At 67.9% G+C, this 18,865-nt stretch carries 16 protein-coding genes; 7 read left to right on the top strand and 9 right to left on the bottom strand.

What is annotated here, in order from left to right; translation table 11 throughout:
- Positions 1-16: 16 nt before the first annotated feature.
- On the bottom strand, positions 17-2,743 hold the full coding sequence (locus ABDW31_RS15660; RefSeq protein ID WP_184719436.1) for a ribonucleotide reductase: 2,727 nt from the start codon (positions 2,741-2,743) through the stop codon (positions 17-19).
- Between the two features lie 281 nt (positions 2,744-3,024).
- Here ABDW31_RS15660 and ABDW31_RS15655 point away from each other — a divergent pair, with 281 nt between their 5' ends.
- Together ABDW31_RS15655 and ABDW31_RS15650 are read left to right on the top strand one after the other, a co-directional pair.
- Complete coding sequence (locus tag ABDW31_RS15655) at positions 3,025-3,420, top strand: NADH:ubiquinone oxidoreductase subunit NDUFA12 (protein WP_184719437.1); 396 nt, start codon at positions 3,025-3,027, stop codon at positions 3,418-3,420.
- 5 nt (positions 3,421-3,425) lie between these two features.
- Complete coding sequence (locus ABDW31_RS15650) at positions 3,426-4,100, top strand: DUF2155 domain-containing protein (protein WP_184719439.1); 675 nt, start codon at positions 3,426-3,428, stop codon at positions 4,098-4,100.
- Here the strand turns inward: ABDW31_RS15650 and aat are convergent.
- From aat to aroQ, 4 genes are all read right to left on the bottom strand, one after another.
- On the bottom strand, positions 4,037-4,690 hold the full coding sequence (gene aat / locus ABDW31_RS15645; RefSeq protein ID WP_221444899.1) for a leucyl/phenylalanyl-tRNA--protein transferase: 654 nt from the start codon (positions 4,688-4,690) through the stop codon (positions 4,037-4,039). The genes ABDW31_RS15650 and aat overlap by 64 nt on opposite strands.
- A 13-nt stretch (positions 4,691-4,703) precedes the next feature.
- Positions 4,704-6,050, bottom strand: coding sequence for an acetyl-CoA carboxylase biotin carboxylase subunit (accC, locus tag ABDW31_RS15640; RefSeq protein ID WP_184719443.1), 1,347 nt, complete (start codon positions 6,048-6,050; stop codon positions 4,704-4,706).
- Between the two features lie 5 nt (positions 6,051-6,055).
- A complete protein-coding gene (gene accB, locus ABDW31_RS15635) occupies positions 6,056-6,568 on the bottom strand; it encodes an acetyl-CoA carboxylase biotin carboxyl carrier protein (RefSeq protein ID WP_184719445.1) in 513 nt (170 codons plus the stop codon).
- Between the two features lie 61 nt (positions 6,569-6,629).
- A complete protein-coding gene (aroQ, locus tag ABDW31_RS15630) occupies positions 6,630-7,070 on the bottom strand; it encodes a type II 3-dehydroquinate dehydratase (protein ID WP_184719448.1) in 441 nt (146 codons plus the stop codon).
- A 79-nt stretch (positions 7,071-7,149) separates the two neighbouring features.
- On the opposite strand from aroQ, the gene thiS reads away from it, so the two are divergent.
- Entirely contained in the window at positions 7,150-7,350 is a 201-nt protein-coding gene (gene thiS, locus ABDW31_RS15625; RefSeq protein WP_184719450.1) for a sulfur carrier protein ThiS, read from the top strand.
- A 45-nt stretch (positions 7,351-7,395) separates the two neighbouring features.
- A complete protein-coding gene (locus ABDW31_RS15620; RefSeq protein ID WP_184719452.1) occupies positions 7,396-8,208 on the top strand; it encodes a thiazole synthase in 813 nt (270 codons plus the stop codon).
- A 48-nt stretch (positions 8,209-8,256) separates the two neighbouring features.
- Here the strand turns inward: ABDW31_RS15620 and ABDW31_RS15615 are convergent, their stop codons facing one another.
- From ABDW31_RS15615 to ABDW31_RS15600, 4 genes are all read right to left on the bottom strand, one after another.
- The gene (locus ABDW31_RS15615) at positions 8,257-9,000 is read right to left on the bottom strand and encodes a DsbA family protein (protein WP_184719454.1); all 744 of its coding nucleotides are present in this window, start codon (positions 8,998-9,000) and stop codon (positions 8,257-8,259) included.
- Between the two features lie 25 nt (positions 9,001-9,025).
- A complete protein-coding gene (locus ABDW31_RS15610; protein ID WP_184719455.1) occupies positions 9,026-10,432 on the bottom strand; it encodes a M48 family metalloprotease in 1,407 nt (468 codons plus the stop codon).
- 143 nt (positions 10,433-10,575) lie between these two features.
- Entirely contained in the window at positions 10,576-13,323 is a 2,748-nt protein-coding gene (locus ABDW31_RS15605) for a ribonuclease E/G (protein WP_343699092.1), read from the bottom strand.
- A complete protein-coding gene (locus tag ABDW31_RS15600; RefSeq protein WP_184719459.1) occupies positions 13,247-13,465 on the bottom strand; it encodes a hypothetical protein in 219 nt (72 codons plus the stop codon). The genes ABDW31_RS15605 and ABDW31_RS15600 overlap by 77 nt, the downstream gene beginning before the upstream one ends.
- A gap of 417 nt (positions 13,466-13,882) precedes the next feature.
- Between ABDW31_RS15600 and ABDW31_RS15595 the strand changes: the two genes are divergently transcribed.
- The 3 genes from ABDW31_RS15595 (at position 13,883) to prfB (ending at position 18,812) form a co-directional block, all read left to right on the top strand.
- Positions 13,883-15,079: an N-acetylmuramoyl-L-alanine amidase gene (locus tag ABDW31_RS15595; protein WP_184719461.1), complete on the top strand. Its 1,197-nt coding sequence runs from the start codon at positions 13,883-13,885 to the stop codon at positions 15,077-15,079.
- 171 nt (positions 15,080-15,250) lie between these two features.
- Positions 15,251-17,617 (top strand): penicillin-binding protein 1A, encoded by a 2,367-nt coding sequence (locus ABDW31_RS15590; RefSeq protein ID WP_184719463.1) that lies wholly within the window; start codon positions 15,251-15,253, stop codon positions 17,615-17,617.
- A 69-nt stretch (positions 17,618-17,686) separates the two neighbouring features.
- Positions 17,687-18,812, top strand: a protein-coding gene (gene prfB / locus ABDW31_RS15585) for a peptide chain release factor 2 (protein ID WP_184719465.1) whose coding sequence is annotated in 2 segments (ribosomal slippage) — positions 17,687-17,755 and positions 17,757-18,812 — 1,125 coding nt in all. Because the reading frame shifts where the segments join, the coding sequence is not laid out codon by codon here.
- The last annotated feature ends 53 nt before the right edge of the window (positions 18,813-18,865 follow it).

Raw genomic sequence — 18,865 nt, 5'->3', positions numbered from 1 at the left:
CAAGCTTAACGCCAACTCAAGACGACGCGACAGGCCCCGGACGGTCCGACTGCGCGCCGCAGGTATCGCAGACCGTCATGCCCCCGCGACGGACCAAGGAGAGGTCGCCACAAGCCGGGCACATCTCGCCCTCGTTGCCCGGACGATCGGCGCCCTCGACGCGCGGACGGCCGAACGAGGCGAACACCAGGTTGTCGGGCGTGGCGCCGCGCGAGAAGCCCTTGGAGATGAACCGGCTGGCCGGCACCGGATCGGGTTCGGCGTCGCCAAGCGTCTCGTCGTCCAGGTGCTTGCCTGCGCCCAGGCCGTCGGCGTTGAACTCGCCGGGATCGCCGTTGGCCAGATCGTCGCGGCCCAGATACGACACGCCCAGTTCGCGGAACACATAGTCCAGGATCGAGGTCGCCGACTTGATCGAGTCGTTGCCGGTCACCGGGCCGGCCGGTTCGAACTTGGTGTAGACGAACGCCTCGACGAACTCGTCCAGCGGCACGCCGTGCTGCAAGCCAAGCGACACGGCGATGGCGAAGTTATTCATCAGGCTGCGGAACGCCGCGCCTTCCTTGTGCATATCGATGAACAGCTCGCCCAGCTCGCCGTCCTCGTACTCGCCGGTGTGCAGATAGACCTTGTGGCCGCCGACGGCCGCCTTCTGGATGTAGCCCTTGCGACGGTCGGGCAGGCGGCGGCGCGAGCGGTCGCGCTCGACGATCTTCTCGACCACGCGCTCGGTGACGACCGGCTCTCGGGCGGGCGTCGCCGCGCGGGTCGGTTCGGGAGCCGGCTCTTCGGGCAGGTCCAGCTTGAAGTCGGCCGGGGCCTCGGCCCGCTGCAGGCGCAGGGCGCGGATGCCGGCGCGGGCGGCGGCGGCCTGGGCGCGCACGGCGTCGGCGGGACGGCTGTCGAAGGCCACGGGAATGGTCACGGGGCTGGGGCGGCAGGCGAAGCTCTCAACCGCGGCCAGCATGGCCAGGCGATCGGCGAAGGTCGGCGCCTCCACCGACTGGAAGGCTTCGCGCAGCTCCGGGTTCAGGGCGTCGCAATCACCCAGGCGACCCGCGCCCAGGGCGTGGCGCTCGGCCACGGCGATCTCGGTAGCTGAGAAGTCCGCGAAGGCCAGGGTGTCGAAGTCGCGGCGGGCGACGTCCTCGGCCGAAGCGCCCAGCACGTCGCGCAGGAAGCCAGCACCGACCACGGCCGGGGCGAAGGCGTCGCGCAGGCCATGGTGATCGCGCAGGGCGTTCTCGGCCTTTTCGATCTCGTGGGCGGTGAAGCCGCGGGCCTGCAGCATCACGTGGTCGATGGCTGGGCTCTCGGCCAACGAGCCGTGGCCCAAGGCGTGGCGGCGCGCGGCGTCCAGATCGACGCCCTCGGTCGACAGCGCCTCGAAGGCGGCTGGGCTGAAGGTGGGCAGCAGGAAGCCATCGGCGGTCTGGCTGACCGAGATCGGCGATTGCGCGCCGGCTGCGCCGACGGGCGAGCCGCCCAGGCGCAGAGTGGCCTCGGCGTCTTCGAACGGACCGACCATGGCCGCCGAGCGCAGGCCGTGCTTGCGGGCCAGGGCGTGGGCGGTGGCCAGGGCGGCGGCGGCTTCCGTGGACAGGGCCGAGCGCAGGGCGGCGGCGCGAACGCGGCGTTCGGCCAGGGTCTTCAGCACGCCCTGCTTGTCCTGGGCGAAGACGGGGTCCTGACCCAGCACGGCGGCGGCTTCGGCGCTGGCTGACAGGGCCGCGCCGACGGTCAGGGCCCAAAGCGCCGCGGCGCCGTCGCGGCCCTCGACGCTGGTCTGGGCATAGCCGAGGCTGAGCAGGCAATCGCCGACGCCAGCCAAGGCCAGACGGGCAGGGGCCTCGCCGCGATCCAGCTCCAGGGCCGTGCCCCACAGGTGGCAGACATAGGTGAAGCGCTCGACGTCGAAGCCGTCGGCATCCAGGAAGGCGCTGGCGTCGATGGCCGCGCCGACGCCCACGCCGCGCGAGAGCAGCTCGGCATCATTCGGCGACAGGGCCAGGGTCAGGGCGCTGGTTTCCCAGCCGACCTGGGCGGCCAGGGATGCGCCTTCGTCGCCCGCCGCCACGCTCTGGCGCGTGGCCGAGGCGATCATGGCCAGCTCGGGCTCAGGCACGGCCTCCAGCGGCGCGACGCGCGGGGCGTCTGCCGTGGCGATGGCGTCGAGAATGGTGCGGTCGTCGGCGCCCAGCTCACGCGCCTTGCGAGCGGCGCGGGCCAGGGCCGGGTTCTTGCGCACGTCCATGCAGGCGCGGATGTCGCCCGAGCAGCGGCGGACGGCGTCGGCCACTTGAGCCAGGGAGGCGTCCAGTCGCGCGGCGGCCTGGGCGGCGAGGATCCGGCCGCGACGACGCGCCAGGCGGTCCTTGACCGTGCTTTGGAACTCGAACTCGACGATCTCGGGCAGGAGATCGAGGCCTGCCTGGCCGCCAGCCGGGGTTGCGATGCCCGAGAGCATGGTGGCGAGCAGAGCGTCCTTGAAGGCGGCGGCGTCAGCCTTGTCGCCGAACACGCCGCGTGAAAGGCCGATCTTGGCGATGCGCTCGGCATAGCGGGCGGGGCCGCCGCCCAGCGGGGCCTTGGGCTCGATCTCGCCGGCCCAGTCCAGCCAGGCCTCGACGCGGGCGTCGCTCCAGGCCGGCGGAGCGGAAACCACCACGACGCTGTCGGCGCGCTCGAGGTCGCGCCATTCCATGGCGGGAACCAGTCCGGCGGCTTTGGCGGTCGTGCGCATGGCTACTTCCTGGTCTGGGTCTGCCAGTTCATAATCTTACCAAATCCCTAATGCCCGATTCTAGATGCATGGGATGCGCGTAAGGTCGCACCTCAACGTAGAGCCTTGGTTGACCAGCCTCAATAGATGTTGCGGGTCGGTAGCGCTCGATCCACAAGATGTTGAAGTCGCGCCAAGCCGGGCAGCGCTGGACGCTGAGGGCCTGGAGCCCTATAGTCCGGCCGCTTCGTCGCGCCCGCCGCGACGCCTTTTGAGCCCTCAGATTTTCGGGTGCGAACGTAGTGCTGAAAGCGATCTTTACCTGGTGGAACGGCGCGACCTTGGGTCAGCGCTTCCATATCGGCCGCCGCGGCGTGTTTGTGGGCCAGGACGAGCAAGGCAACCGCTACTTCGAAGCCCGCGATAACAGCGACAGCTACGACCAGCGCAAGCGTCGCTGGGTGATCTACAACGGCTATGCAGAAGCCTCGAAGGTCCCGCCGGACTGGAGCGGCTGGCTGCACTACACCTTCGACGAGCCGCCGACCCAGGTTCCGCTGAAGCGCCGCGAGTGGGAAAAGGATCACCTGCCCAACCTGACCGGCACCGTCCACGCCTGGCGTCCTAAGGGTTCGCTGACCCGTGGCGGTGAACGTGCGGCCGCCACCAGCGACTATCAAGCCTGGAAGCCGGAATAAGCCGCATGGCCCGCCGGGCGTCTCTGGTCGCCGCTGCTGCAGTCTTGTCCGGCTTGGCCGTGACGGGCGTGGCTGTGGCGCGTCAGAACGCCCAGTACCAGCCGCCGGCGGCGCCGATCGCGCCACAAGCGCCCGTCGCGCCGACGCCGCGTCCCGCTGGGCAGACGCCGGCGACCGGCGCCGCGCCGACGGGCGAGCAGCGCGCGGCCCAGCCCGTGCAGGTCTCGCCGGCCGTCGCCAATCCCAATCCCCCGGCCTCACCGCCGCCGACGCCGGTCACAACGCCCAAGCCGCCGGCTGAGGCCAAGCCGACCGAGCCGGCCAAGCGCGGCCGCTACACGATCGCCATCATGCAGGCGCTGGACAAGGTCACGACCGAAACCATGCGGTTCGAGGTCCCGGTCGGCCAGCCGATCCGCTACAAAACCCTGATTTTCACCGTCCGCGCCTGCGAGACGGCGGCGTCGGACGAGCTGGCCCCGGAAACGACGGCCTATGTCGTGGTCGACACCCAGCCCAAGGCCCAGGCCGGGCGCGCCGCGCCGCCCGGACGTCAGGTCTACAAGGGGTGGATGTATTCGAGTTCGCCGGGCCTGCACCCGCTGGAACACCCGGTCTATGACGCTTGGCTGATCGCCTGTAAGCAGGCCGCCCCGGTCGCGCCGCCCGCCAAGCCGTAGAAGTCGCCCGGGACCGCCAGGGCCTTGGCCAACCGCCGGCGATAATCCGCGCGGCTGATCTCGACCGTACCGAACTGCATCAAATGGTCTGTGATGAACTGGGTGTCGAGCAGCTGATAGCCGCCGGCCAGTAGCCGCGCGACCAGATGGACCAGCGCCACCTTGCTGGCGTCCCGCGCGGTGGAGAACATGCTCTCGCCGAAGAACGCCCCGCCTAGCGACACGCCATACAGACCGCCAACCAGCTCACCGTCCAGCCAGGTCTCGACGCTGTGGGCCAGGCCGCGCGCGTAGAGCTGGCCGTAGAGCCGCTGAATGGGGTGGTTGATCCAGGTCTCGACCCGGCCCGGCTTGGACGCCGCGCAGTGCTCGATTACCGCGTCGAAGGCGGTGTCGACCCGCACCTCATAGGGGCCGGTGCGGACGGTGCGCGCCAGGCGCTTGGGGATGTGGAAGTCCCCGAGCGGCAGGACGCCCCGCCGCTCGGGATCAATCAGGAAGACGCTTTCGTCTTCACGAGCGTCCGCCATGGGGAAGACGCCGCGCGCATAGCAGGCGATCAGGTCGTCGACCGAGAAGGTCTCTTCCATCGCCATTCCGGACTTAGGCTTCTTGGGCTTTGATCCAGCGTTCCAGCCAGTGGATGTTGTACTCACCGGCCAGGATATCGGGCTGCACCAGAAGGTCCTGGAACAGCGGGATCGTGGTCTCGACGCCACCGACAACCATTTCGGCCAGGCAGCGCTTCAGGCGGGCGATGCACTCGGCGCGGTCGCGACCGTGCACGATCAGCTTGCCGATCAGGCTGTCATAGTACGGCGGGATCGCGTAGCCGGTGTAGATCGCCGAATCCAGGCGAACGCCCAGACCGCCAGGGGCGTGGAAGTCGGTGATCGTGCCGGGCGAGGGCGTGAAGGTCCGCGCATTCTCGGCGTTGATCCGGCACTCGATGGCGTGGCCCTCGAAGACGACGTCTTCCTGGGTGAACGACAGCGGCAGGCCGGCGGCGATGCGGATCTGCTCACGCACCAGGTCGATGCCGGTGATGGCTTCGGTGACCGGGTGCTCGACCTGCAGGCGGGTGTTCATCTCGATGAAGAAGAACTCGTCGTTCTCCCACAGGAACTCGATGGTCCCGACGCCCAGGTAGCCGATGGCCTTCACGGCATCGACGACGATCTTGCCGATCTTGGCGCGACCTTCAGCCGACAGAGCCGGCGAGGGGGTTTCTTCCAGCACCTTCTGGTGGCGGCGCTGCAGCGAGCAGTCGCGTTCGCCCAGGTGCACCACGTTGCCATGGCTGTCGGCGATCACCTGCAGCTCGATGTGGCGCGGCTTCTGGAGGTAGCGCTCCATATAGACCGTGTCGTCGCCGAACGCGGCGCGGGCCTCGGCGCGAGCCGTCGAGACGGCTTCAGCCAGGTCTTCGCGCGTCTGGGCGACCTTCATGCCACGACCGCCACCGCCGGCGGCGGCCTTGATCAGCACGGGGAAGCCGATGCGATCGGCGGCCTCAAAAGCCTCTTCCTCGGTCGAGACGCCGCCGTCCGAGCCGGGGACAACCGGGATGCCGGCGTCCTTCACGGCCTGCTTGGCGGTGATCTTGTCGCCCATCATCCGGATGTGCTCGGGCTTGGGACCGATGAAGGTGAAGCCGTGCGCGCCGACGATCTCGGCGAAGCGGGCGTTCTCCGACAGGAAGCCGTAGCCCGGGTGGATACCCTGGGCGCCGGTGATCTCGGCCGCCGCGATGATCGACGGGATGTTGAGATAGCTCTTGGCGGCGGGCGCGGGGCCGATGCAGACGCTTTCGTCCGCCAGGCGCACCCACATCGAGTTGCGGTCGGCCTCGGAGTGGACCGCCACGGTGGCGATGCCCATTTCCTTGCAGGCGCGGTGAACCCGGAGCGCGATCTCGCCCCGGTTCGCGATCAGGATCTTATCGAACATGGCCGTTACTCGATGACGACGAGCGGCTCGCCGAACTCGACGGGCTGCGCGTCGGCGACCAGAATCTCGACCACCTTGCCGGCCTTGGGGGCGGCGATCGGGTTCATGGTCTTCATGGCTTCGACGATCAGCAGGGTCTGACCGGCGGTGACGGTGTCACCCACCTTGATGAACGGATCAGCGCCCGGCTGCGACGACAGATAGGCGGTGCCGACCATCGGCGACTTCACGGCGTCGCCACGGACGGCGGCCGGAGCCGGAGCGGCTTCAGCGGCCGGGGCGGGCGCAGCGGCGACCGGAGCAGCGGCAGGCGCCGGGGCGTAGGCCGGAGCCGGCGCCTGGACGTAGTTGACCGGCGCGGCGGTCAGTTCGCGCGCCACGCGGATCTTCAGGCCGGCGTGTTCGACTTCGATCTCCGAGAGACCCGTGTCCTTTAGGATGTCCGCCAGCTTGCGGACCAGACGGGCGTCGATGGCCGGAGCTTCGACCGGATCGGCGGGGGCCTTGGGGTTCGACATGGAAGCTTACCTTGTTCTTCTGTAGCGCCACGGCGGCGGAAAACGCCGGACGTTATCGTTGTTAAACGCCGATCAGGCCGAAAGCGGCCTCGATCGCCAGTTCGTAGCTCGCCGCGCCGAACCCGGAGACGATCCCCGTGGCGGCCAGCGAAACATAGGTGTGGCGGCGGAATTCCTCCCGCGCCGCCGGATTGGACAGGTGGCACTCGATCACCGGGATGCTCAAGGTCTTGAGCGCATCCAGAAGCGCGATCGAGGTGTGGCCGTAGCCAGCCGGGTTGAGCACCAACGCCGAGGCCGACTCACGCGCCTCCTGAACCCAATCGATCAGCACACCCTCATGATTGGACTGGCGGAAAACCACCGAAAGCCCACGCGAAGCCGCCCGCGCCTCGCAGCGCGCCCGGACATCGTCGAGGGTGTCCTTGCCGTAAATCTCAGGCTCGCGGGTCCCCAACAGGTTGAGATTGGGTCCGCTCAGCACGTGGATCGGTTTTACCATGCGGCTCCGCCGTCGATTCCGGGAGGTCTTGTATAGCCGCTTCCTCCGGGTCACAAGCACGGCTCGCTTCGGAGGTGAGATGAGGCTTTTGCTGAACGGGGAAGAACGGGACGTGGCCGGCGTGGTCACGATCGCCGATCTGGTGGCCCAGCTGGGCCTGGACGCCCGCAAGGTGGCGGTCGAGCGCAATCTCGAGATCGCCCCGCGCTCGACCTATGGCGACACCGCCCTGGCCGACGGCGACCGCATTGAGATCGTCACTTTTATCGGCGGCGGCTGATCCTGGACATTTGAAACGGCGGCTGACGGGGCGTAAACCAGCCGTATGAACGCGCACGTTTCCCCCGACTCCGTCACGGCTCCTGAAGCCGAAGAAACCTGGACCGTCGCCGGCCGCACCTTCCGCTCGCGACTGATCGTCGGCACGGGCAAGTACAAGGACTATGCGACCAACGCCGCCGCCGCCCGTGCGGCCGGGGCCGAGATCGTCACCGTGGCCGTGCGCCGGGTGAATCTGACCGACCCGACCCAGCCGCTGCTGGTCGACTACATCAAGCCCACGGAATTCACCTATCTGCCCAACACGGCGGGCTGCTTCACCGGCGAAGACGCCGTTCGCACCCTGCGCCTGGCGCGAGAGGCCGGCGGCTGGGATTTGGTGAAGCTGGAGGTCCTCAGCGACCCCAAGACCCTCTATCCCGACATGGAAGAGACCCTGCGCTCGCTGAAGCTGCTGGTCTCCGAAGGCTTCCAGGTCATGGTCTACTGCTCGGACGACCCGGTCTACGCCAAGAAGCTGGAAGAAGCGGGCGCAGTGGCCATCATGCCGCTGGGCGCCCCGATCGGCTCGGGCCTGGGCATCCAGAACAAGGTCAATCTGCGGATCATCGTCGAGAACGCCAAGGTCCCGGTGCTGGTCGACGCCGGCGTTGGCACGGCCTCGGACGCGGCCATCGGCATGGAGCTGGGCTGCGACGCCATCTTGATGAACACGGCCATCGCCGAGGCCAAGGACCCGATCCGCATGGCCAAGGCCATGAAGCACGCGGTCATCGCCGGTCGCGAAGCCTATCTGGCCGGCCGGATGCAGCGTCGTCTGTACGCCGATCCCAGCTCGCCGCTGGCAGGTCTAATCTAAAACAACTAGCCCTCGCCCAGCGCTTGTCGCGGGGCGAGGGCGGCTGTCTCAGCCTTTGGCCTTGCCGGCCCGGACCTGCTCGATGGCCAGCTTCAGGGCGTTCATGTCCGCGCCGGGGACCAGGGTGTCGCCGACGATGAAGGCCGGGGTGCCTTGCAGGCCAAGGGTCTTGGCCAGGGCGCTGGTGTCGGCCAGGTGCTGGGTCACGGCTTGGCTCTCGCCGACCGCCTTGGCCTTAGCTAGATCGACGCCCAGGCCTTGGGCGATGCGCAGGGCGCCGGCGGCGTCCAGCGCGTTCTCAGCCATCAGCGCCTTGTAGAGCTCCAGGCTCTTGCCCTGTTCCTTCGAGCCCAAGGCGATACGCGCGGCGGCCTCGCTGTCGTTGCCGAAGATCACGAAATCCTTCAGCACCAGGCGCACGTCGGGGTTCTTCTGGACCAGCTCGACGATCTCGGGCGTGGCGTGACGGCAGAAGCTGCAGCGATAGTCGAAGAACTCGGTGACGGTGATCGTGCCCGCCGGATTGATGACGATGTCGCGCGGGTCGCGCTCGATGGCCTGGCGGTACTGGCCGATGGACTTCTGGGCGTCGGCCGCCTGTTGGGCGACCTGCTTCTCCTGCAGCTTGGCGCTGGCTTCCATCAGCACTTCGGGGTGTTCCAGGAGATAGGCGCGGACCTTCTCGCCAAAGCGGTCGCTGGGCTTGGCGTCCGGCCGCTCGCAGCCGGCGAGGGCCAGGCCGGCGACGGCTAGGGGAAGGGCGATGGTCGCGGCGCGACGGAGCAGGGTCATGGAGATCTCGAGTCGGTAGGCGGCCCTAGTGGCCGGCAGGAGAAGGCGCCAGACCGTCCTTGGCCAGGTCCTTCAGGTCCTGGTTGGACGGCCGCGAGGCCAGGACGATGTCGGTGGCGCGGCGCCAGTCGGGGGTGTTCTTGGTCAGCAGCTCGCGGGCCCGCATGGCGAAGACCTTGGCCTCGCTGACCGCGCCCAGGGAATAGTACTGCTCGGCGGTGGCCAGGCGCGCCTCGCCGTCCTTCTTCTGGGTGTCGTAGGCCTGGGCCAGCAGCCGCCAGGCGACCGAGTTGTCGGGTTCGTTCAGCAGGCTGCGCTTGAGCTCCTGGACGCCTTCCTCGACCTTCTTGGGGTCCTTGAGGCCGATCAGGGTCTGGCCCAGATTGACGCGCAGCAGGGCGGCGTCGGGCTTCAGCGCCACGGACTTGCGCTGCGGCTCCTCAGCCTGCTCCACGCGGTTGAACTCGAACAGGACCTGGCCCTTCAGCTCCCACAGATAGGGATTGTCGGGGTGGTCGGCGAGCAGGCCGTCGATCAGGCCCAAGGCCCGGTCCGGGTCCTTCATCTGGTAGTAGGCGATGGCCCGGGCGTAGCGCGCCGGGAAGCCCGTGTCGGTTTCCTTGTACTTCATCAAGGCGACCTGAGGATTGAGGAAGCCTTCCAGCTTGGCCTTCATGACCTCGTGCTGGGCCAGGTCCTCGGGCGTGTCGACGGCGGTGTAGTGCGGCTGGCGCTCGACCCGGCTGCGCAGCACCTCGATCCGTTCGGACGACAGGGGGTGGCTGCGGAAATAGGCAAAGCGGCGGGCCTGGTCGAAGACTTCCTGGTAGCGGAAGTTGTCGAAGAACTCGACGAGGCCGCGGCCCGACTGCTGGGTGGCTTCCAGAAAGCCGGCGCCGGCCTGGTCGGCGCGCGATTCCTGTTCGCGGCTGTAGCCCAGCGCGCCCAAGGCGCCGGCATATTGCGAATTGGCGATCAGGGCCGCGGCGCCGTCGGGCGATCCGGCCAGGGCGGCCAGGATGCCCAGCCCCATGGTCAGGATCATCGGCTTGAGGCCGGCCTTCATCATCTCGTCGGAGCGGATCGGGTGGCCGCCGGCCAGGTGGCCGGTTTCGTGGGCGATGACGCCGCGCAACTGGTTGGGGTTTTCGGTCTGCAGGATCAGGCCGGTGTTCAGGCCCATCTGCAGGCCCGGCGTGGCGAAGGCGTTCAGCGACTTGTCGCCGACGATCAGGATCCGGACGTTCTTGGGATCAAGGCCCGCTGCCGCGAAGATCGGCGCGGAGTCGTGATAGAGGATTTCCTCGATCTCGGTGTCCCGGATCAGGGACTGGGCCGAGGCGGACGAGGCGATGGCGCTCGACGCGAGAACGGTCAACGCGGCCGCGGCCACGCCAATTCGTCCTCCAACACGCGCACTCCGCGAGGTCATCGCATGATCTCCAGATCGCGCCCCCGCGAACCACGACCAGTCTAACTTGGATTTGAAAGGCGAGGGAACAAGGGTTCCGCTTCGCCCCACAACGAAAAAGGCCCGCGCGCCTGGAAGAGCGCGCGGGCCGTCTTCAGATCAGCCTACCGGCGCCACCAGCCCCGACGGGGCTTTTCGGGCGGGGTGGTGATCTCGTTCGGATCCGGCTCGGCCGGGGCCGCAGGCGCGACCTCGGCGACGGGCTCGGGCTCCGGCGCAACGACCGGTTCCGGCGCAGCTTCCACGACCGGCTGAGGCGCCGGTTCCGGAGCCGTCTCGGGCTCGGCAGGCACGACAGCGACGCTCTCGGTCACGGCTTCGGCGACGGCCTCGACAGCTTCCGGCGCCGGTTCAGCGGCCTTCTTGCTGCGCGAGCGGGTGCGCTTGGGCTTCTTCGGGGCTTCCTCGGCCTCAGGCAGTTCCACCCAGACGTCGGCCGGCGGGCCGGCGATCACCGGCGGGGCCAGGATCGGGGCTTCGTACGGCTCGGCCGGTTCTGCCGGAAGGACCGCGACGTTGTCGGTCACGGCTTCGGCGACGACCTCAGCAGCCTCGGCGCGTTCGCCACGGCGACCACGGTCACGACCGCGACGGCCGCGTTCGCGACGACCGCCTTCACGCTCCTCGCGATCGGGACGTTCCGGACGCTCGGCGCGTTCAACAGTCTCGACCGCGTCAGCGCGGGCTTCCAGCGCCGGGCGGCGCGGTTCGCTGTTGCCGCCGACCAGGACGGCCGGATCGTGCCAGGTGAAGACGTTCTCGCCAAACGGGACACGCGGACGGATCCACACGAAGGCGTCAGCCGGACGATCACCATCCTCGCGACCGCCACGGCGGCCGCCACGGCGACCCCGGCGGCGGCGGCGGCGACGGTCGTCGTCATCGTCGCCACCGAACTCGGCGCGGTCGTCGGCGTCGCCCTCGGCGTCGTCATCTTCGGCTTCGATCTCGGCGTCGGCGTCGCGCTCTTCGCGGCGACCACGGCCACGGCCACGATCGCGACGGCCACGACGGCCCTTGCGGTCGCCGCGCTCGTCGTCGCGGGCTTGCTTGCGTGCCGAGGCGTCGTCGTCGTCGGTGTCTTCGCGCTCGAGGTCGTCTTCGTCCTCGTCGTCGATGATCTCGTCGTCTTCTTCCTCGTCGGCGAAGGCGTCGGCGTCGAAGCCGTCATCTTCCTCAACATACGGAGGCGGGGCCACGGCGATACGTTCGCCCAGCTCGGTGCGCTCGATTTCCTGGTCGCCGGCGTGCAGGCTGTCGTCGACCACGACGGTGACGTGCAGGCCGTGCGTTTCCACCAGGCGCTGCAGATAGGCGCGCTTTTCGTTGAGGATGTAGAGGCCGACCGAGCGCGAGACCTTAAGGATCACGCTGCCGGAGCCCTTCAGGGCCTCGGCCTCGACCGCGCGCAGAGCAGCCAGGGCGCTGGACTCGACCGAGCGGACGCGGCCGGTGCCTTCGCAGTGCTCGCAGACGTGGGTGGTGCCTTCCAGGACGCCGGTGCGGCGACGCTGGCGGCTGATCTCCATTAGGCCAAAGCCCGAGATCTTGCCCATCTGGATGCGGGCGCGGTCGTCCTTGAGAGCGTCCTTCAGGACCTTCTCGACCGTGCGGTTGTTCTTGCCTTCATCCATGTCGATGAAGTCGATGACGATCAGGCCGGCTAGGTCGCGAAGGCGCAGTTGGCGCGCGGCTTCCTCGGCGGCTTCGACGTTCGTCTTCAGCGCCGTGGCTTCGATGTTCCGCTCACGCGTGGCCTTGCCCGAGTTGACGTCGATGGCGACCAGGGCCTCGGTCTGGTTGATCACCAGATAGCCGCCCGAACGCAGCGGCACGACCGGCGAGTAGATCTGGGCCAGATGGTCCTCGATCTTGTTCTTCACGAACAGCGGGGTCGGGTCGCGGTAGTTGAAGACCTTCTTGGCCTGGCTCGGCATCAACATGCGCATGAAGTCGCGCGCTTCTTTATAGCCGGCGTCGCCCTCGACCCAGATCCCGTCCAGGTCCTTGTCGTACATGTCGCGGATGGCGCGTTTGACGAGGTCTTCTTCTTCGTAAATCAGCGCCGGCGCCACTGAGTGCAGCGTGTTGTCGCGGATGTTTTCCCACAGACGCAGCAGATATTCGTAGTCGCGCTTGACCTCGGCCTTGGTGCGCTTGGCGCCGGCCGTGCGGACGATTAGGCCCATCCCCTGCGGCACGTCCAGGCTCTGGACGACGCTCTTCAGGCGCTTGCGGTCGGTGACGGCCGTGATCTTGCGGCTGATGCCGCCGCCGCGGGCGGTGTTGGGCATCAGGACGCCATAGCGGCCGGCCAGCGACAGGTAGGTGGTCAGGGCCGCGCCCTTGTTGCCACGCTCTTCCTTGACGACCTGAACCAGCATGATCTGCCGGCGGCGGATCACTTCCTGGATCTTGTACTTGCGCATCAGGCGACGCTTGCGGCGCGCCAGTTCTTCTTCGACGTCGTCTTCATCGTCGTCGATGGCGTGATCGCGACCGTTGCCGTCGTCTTCATCGTCGCCGCCCGAGGCGCGACGCGAGATCGGGGTGTCGTCCTCGTCGTCGCCCGAATCGTCGCGCATCAGCGCTTCACGGTCGGCGACCGGGATCTGGTAGTAATCCGGATGGATTTCGTTGAACGCCAGGAAGCCGTGACGATTGCCGCCGTACTCGATGAACGCAGCCTGCAGGCTGGGTTCGACGCGCGTCACCTTGGCGAGATAGATATTACCGCGAAGCTGTTTCCGGGTTTGGCTCTCGAAATCGAACTCTTCAACCCGGTTTCCGTCCACGACGACCACACGCGTCTCTTCGGCGTGTGCTGCGTCGATCAGCATCTTCTTCGACATTAAGGAAGTCTCCACGGCGCGCGGCGGGCGCTAGGCCCGGTCGCCGATCTGAATGAGGGGCGCGCGCGTCGCCGACCGTCGCACCGTCACTGCGGTTGCGAAGGGTCAGGTGCCAAAGGCGGTCGGGTGCGGCGCAGCCCATGGGGGTTTCGTTTTGTCCTTATCGCGCCAGGCGCGAAGGGGTGTCTGTTGCCGCGCCGGATTGCGCGGATCGGATGGCGCGTCGTCGCCGCTTGGCATGGGCCAAAAAGGCGTGTGAGCCCGACGCGAGCCCCGCGACACGGCGTCGAAGCAGGCGTCTTGCCCACTCGGTCGGCCGTATCTCGAACACTATCTAGTCTGCCGCCTCCGCGCCGGAAGGGGTTCAGGACCACTTTCGAAGCACAGACGGCTCGCGCGGAGACGTGACGATCACGGAACTTCGCGCGCGGCGGGACTGTAGCCACATTGCCGCACAAAAGAAAAGCACCCGAGATCGGCGTCTCGACTTAACCCTTTGGCTACCGCCTTCGAACGATATTGACGATCGGTTCACCAGTTCCGGCTACCGCGGGCGGGTATGCGTAAGGTTCTTATCAGTTTGGCCCGTATGGGCTGGGTTCGGGCGGCTCTGATCATCGGAGGCCTGACGACGGCTGGCGTCGCCGTGGCGACCGCCCAAGGTCCCGCCGCGCCCGCAGGCGTGCAGAAAGTCCGCTTCGGCGGCGACCGCAACGAGACCCGGGTGGTCATCGACCTGGATCGCGCCGCGGCCGGCAAGCTCATTTCCGACGGCATGAGCGACCAGCGCCTGGTGATGGCGCTGCCGAACGTTGTCGTCTCCGGCGATCTGCAGGGTTCAGGCCAGGGCCTGGTCAAGCGCTGGGTCATCGACGAGGCCGCCGGCGGCGCCCGCCTGCGCCTGGACCTGGCCGACAAGGCCGAGGTCCGTCGCCGCTTCCTGCTGCCGCCCGGCGACGGTGCGACGGCCTATCGCTATGTCATCGACCTGAAGGCCGTGGGCGGCGGCGCAACCGCCGCGCCGCAAGCGCTGCCGCGGGTCACCCAGGCCGCGACGCCGATCAAGGCCGCACCGCTGCGCCTGAAGAAGGTCATCGTCATCGACGCTGGTCACGGCGGCAAGGATCCCGGCTCGCTGGGCGCCAATGTTCACGAGAAGGAAGTGACCCTGGCCGCGGCCAGGGCGCTTAAGGACCGCCTGGAGCGCTCCGGCCGTTATCAGGTCGTGCTGACTCGCGAGACCGACACCTTCATTCCGCTGGAATCGCGTGTGCAGATCGCCCGCCGCGCTGATGCGGATCTCTTTATTTCTCTGCACGCCGACTCTGGTCCGGACGCCAGCACCCGCGGCGCCTCGGTCTACACCCTGTCGGACAAGGGCGCTGATCGCGTCGGCCTGGTCCTGGAGAAGGACGACTGGCTGATGAAGGCCAACATGCCGGGCCGTGACCGCGCCGTCAGCCAGATCCTGCTGGACCTGTCGCAGCGCGCCACCAAGAACCGCTCGGCCGCCTTCGCCCAGCTGCTGCTGGCCAATGTCGGTCAGGAGACGGCGCTGCTGCGCCGCAGCCACCGCGACGCCGGCTTCATCGTGCTGCTGGCGCCCGACGTTCCGGCCGTGCTGCTGGAAATGGGCTTCATCACCAATCCCGACGACGAGGCCTTCCTGACCACCAAGTCCAGCCGCAAGCGGATGGTCGATGCGGTGGCGGACTCGATCGAGGCCTATTTCACGCCGCAACTGCGCAAGTCCTGATCCTGGAAGTAGAGCGCGCTTCCCCTTTTTCGCGGCGCGCTCTAATCACGACAGGGACATCGCCGCGCGTCCTCGCAACGAGGGTGCGACTGCAAAACCGCTTACGGTTCTGCGCCAAGCGATCTAGTGAAGTGTGTGCGGCGGGCCAGGGGGCCGCCTGACGGAGGTCGCGTGGATCTGAAACCCACCGAACGATGGATGGCCATCGCGGGCGTGGCGGTGCTGTCGGCCATCGCCGTCGCGGGCTTCGCGATCGCGATCTACGCCGCCTGGCTGTTCCATGACATGCCCGACGCCGGTGAGCTGCAGGACTATCGTCCGCCGACCGCGACTCGCGTTTACGCCTGGGACGGCACCCTGATCGGCGAGTACTCCAAGGAACGCCGGATCTTCATCCCCTACGACCAGATTCCGCCCCAGCTGGCGCAATCGTTCCTGGCCGCCGAGGATCGCAACTTCTTCCAGCACGGCGGCGTCGACGTGGGCGGTCTGTCGCGCGCGATGCTGAACAATGTCGGCAACGCCATGCGCGGTCGTCGCCTCGAGGGCGGCTCGACCATCACCCAGCAGGTCGCCAAGAACGTCCTGCTGACCAGCGACGCCACTGTGGGCCGCAAGTTCAAGGAAGCGATCCTGGCGCACCGCCTGGAGCAATCGCTGACCAAGCAGCAGATCCTCGAGCTGTATCTGAACGAAATCTGGCTTGGCTACCGCTCGTTCGGCGTCGGCGCCGCGGCCTACAACTATTTCGGCAAGTCGCTGCCGGACCTGACCCTGGCCCAGTGCGCCTATCTGGCGTCGCTGCCCAAGGGGCCGGACAACTATCACCCGATCCGCAACAAGGCCAAGGCGATGGCCCGCCGCAACTGGGTGCTGGGCCAGATGGCCGAGCAGGGCTGGGTGTCGCGCGAGCAGGCCAAGCAAGCCATGGCCGAGGACCTGGTCGTGCAAGCCGCCCCCAAGCGCGCCGCCTATCGCGACGCCGACTACTTCGTCGAGGAAGTGCGTCAGCGCGGCATGGCCACGCTGGGTCCCCGCCTGAACGAAGGCGGGTACTACATGCGCACCACGCTGGATCCGCGCCTGCAGACGGCCGCCCGCGTGGCGCTGATGGACGGCCTGGAGAACTACGACCGCCGCCACGGCTGGCGCGGGGCGTGGGGCCATGTGGAATCGACCGACCTGGCCTGGGAAAAGACCGCCCTGGCCAAGCAGATCCCGTCGGAGCGCAACAATTGGCGCCCGGCCCTGGTCACCTCCAATGACGGCCGCGTGCGGCTGGTCAAGAACGAGGGCGAGGGCCAGATCGTCGGCGAGGACGTCACCTGGGCCAAGAACGGATGGGGGCTGAAGGCCGGCGACCTGGTGTTCGTCGAGAAGACCGACGCTGGCGGTTACCGCCTGCGGCAGGCTCCGGCGGTCAACGGCGCCCTGGTGGCCATGGAGCCCTATACCGGCCGCATCGTGGCGCTGGTGGGCGGCTATTCCTACTCGCTGTCGAATTTCAACCGCGCCACCCAGGCGATGCGCCAGCCCGGTTCGTCGTTCAAGCCGTTCGTCTACGCCGCGGCCCTGGAGAACGGCTACACGCCGGCCAGCGTCATCGTCGACAGCGCCATCACGTTGAAGGGCGCCAACGGCCAGGACTGGAGCCCGGAGAACTACAGCAAGCAGTTCTACGGCGCCCAACCGCTGCGCAAGGGTCTGGAGCAGTCGATCAACGCCATGACCGTGCGCCTGGCGCAGGGCGTGGGCATGAAGAAGATCGTCGAGTTCGCCAAGCGCACCGGCGTGACCCGCAACATGGATCCGGTGCTGGCCATGGCGCTGGGGGCAGGGGAGACCACGCCCTTCAAGCTGACGGCCGCCTATGCGCCTTTCGTCAACGGCGGCCGCCGCGTCGATCCGCACCTGATCGAGCTGGTCCAGGACCGCGAGGGCAAGGTGATCTTCCGGGCCGACAAGCGCGACTGCGTGCGCTGCGACGCTGGCTTCAACGGCGATGAAAGCCCGCGCTTCGCCGCCCCGGGCGAGCAGGTCATGGACCCGGTCACCGCCTATCAGGTCACCTCGATGCTGCAGGGCGTGGTCCAGCGCGGCACGGCGGCTCGGGTCAGCTCGCTGGGCCGTCCGCTGGCCGGCAAGACGGGCACGACCAACGAGTACCGCAGCGCCTGGTTCGTCGGCTATTCGCCCAACCTGATCGTCGGCGTCTTTGTGGGCTTTGACGATAACCGCTCGCTAGGCGCGGGCGAGACCGGCGCGACCGACGCCATCCCGGTGTTCATGGACTTCATGAAGGTGGCGCTGGATGGCCAACCGGTCGTCGACTTCAAGCCGCCGAAGAACGCCAAGTTCGCCATGGTGCGCGGCGTGCGCGAAGCTTTCCGCCCGGGCACCGAGCCCAAGCCCGCGCCGCTGCCGACCGGTCCGATCCCCTATACGGACCTGCAGACCGGTCTGCCCAACCCGCCGCCGCAACCTCAGCAACCGGGCAAGCCGGCGCAAAAGGTCGACCCGCTCAGCGGGCTCTACTGATCTCACATTGCGCGGGAGGACGACGCACGCTATCTCCCGCGCCCTTCAACACTGTCACGGAGTTACGTGATGAGACCGGATGTCGAGGCCGCTGCGGCCGACATCGAGCAGTCCGTGGGACTGCTCAGGAGGCGTCTTTGACTGGGATGTCGCCCTCCGCAAGCTCGATGAGCTGAACGCCCGGGTCGAAGACCCGACTCTGTGGGACCGTCCGTCCGAGGCCCAGGCTGTCTCGCGCGAACGCGCCGGCCTGGCCGCCAAGGTCGAGGCCGTGCAGTCGATCGCACGCGACCTGAAGGACGCCCTCGAATATGCCGAGCTGGCCGAGATGGAGTCCGACGAGGACTCCCTGAACGACGCTCGCGCCCAGCTGAAGGCGCTGAAGGAACGCGCCGCCAAGGCCGAGCTCGAAGCGCTGCTATCGGGCGAAGCCGACGGCAACGACTGCTACATCGAAATCAACGCCGGCGCCGGCGGCACCGAGGCCTGCGACTGGTCGCTGATGCTGTTGCGCATGTACACCCGCTGGGCCAACGCCCACGGCATGAGCACCGAGCTGATCGAAGAGACCGACGGCGACCAGGCCGGCATCAAGTCGGCCACGCTGCTGGTCAAGGGCCAGAACGCCTATGGCTGGCTGAAGACCGAGGCGGGCGTGCACCGTCTGGTCCGCATCAGCCCGTTCGACGCCGCGGCCAAGCGCCAGACCAGCTTCGCCTCGGCCTGGGTCTACCCGGTGGTGGACGACACCATCGAGATCGAGATCAACCCGGCCGACGTGCGGACCGACACCTACCGCGCTTCGGGCGCCGGCGGTCAGCACATCAACAAGACCGACTCGGCCGTGCGCCTGACGCACATTCCGACCGGCATCGCCGTGGCCTGCCAGACCGGCCGCTCGCAGCACCAGAACCGCGACGAGGCCTGGAAGATGCTGCGCGCCCGCCTCTATGAGGTGGAACTGCAGAAGCGGGAAGCCGCCCAGCAGGCGCTGGAAGACCAGAAAACCGACATCGGCTGGGGTCACCAGATCCGCAGCTACGTCTTGCAGCCCTACCAGATGGTCAAGGACCTGCGGACCAACGTCGAGACGTCCGACACTCAAGGCGTTCTGGACGGCGACCTGGACGAGTTCATGGGCGCAGCCCTGGCTCAGCGGGTCGGCGCCACACGCGACGGTGGCGCAGAGGCTTAGAGCTTCTCGCAACGGCAAACGAAAACGCCCCGGAGCATTACTCCGGGGCGCTC

The sequence above is a fragment of the Caulobacter sp. genome (assembly GCF_039596335.1).
In the GTDB taxonomy this organism is placed as follows: Bacteria; Pseudomonadota; Alphaproteobacteria; order Caulobacterales; family Caulobacteraceae; genus Caulobacter.
Note: the sequence above shows the minus strand (reverse complement) of the source record. Positions and strands in the feature narration are given on the sequence as shown.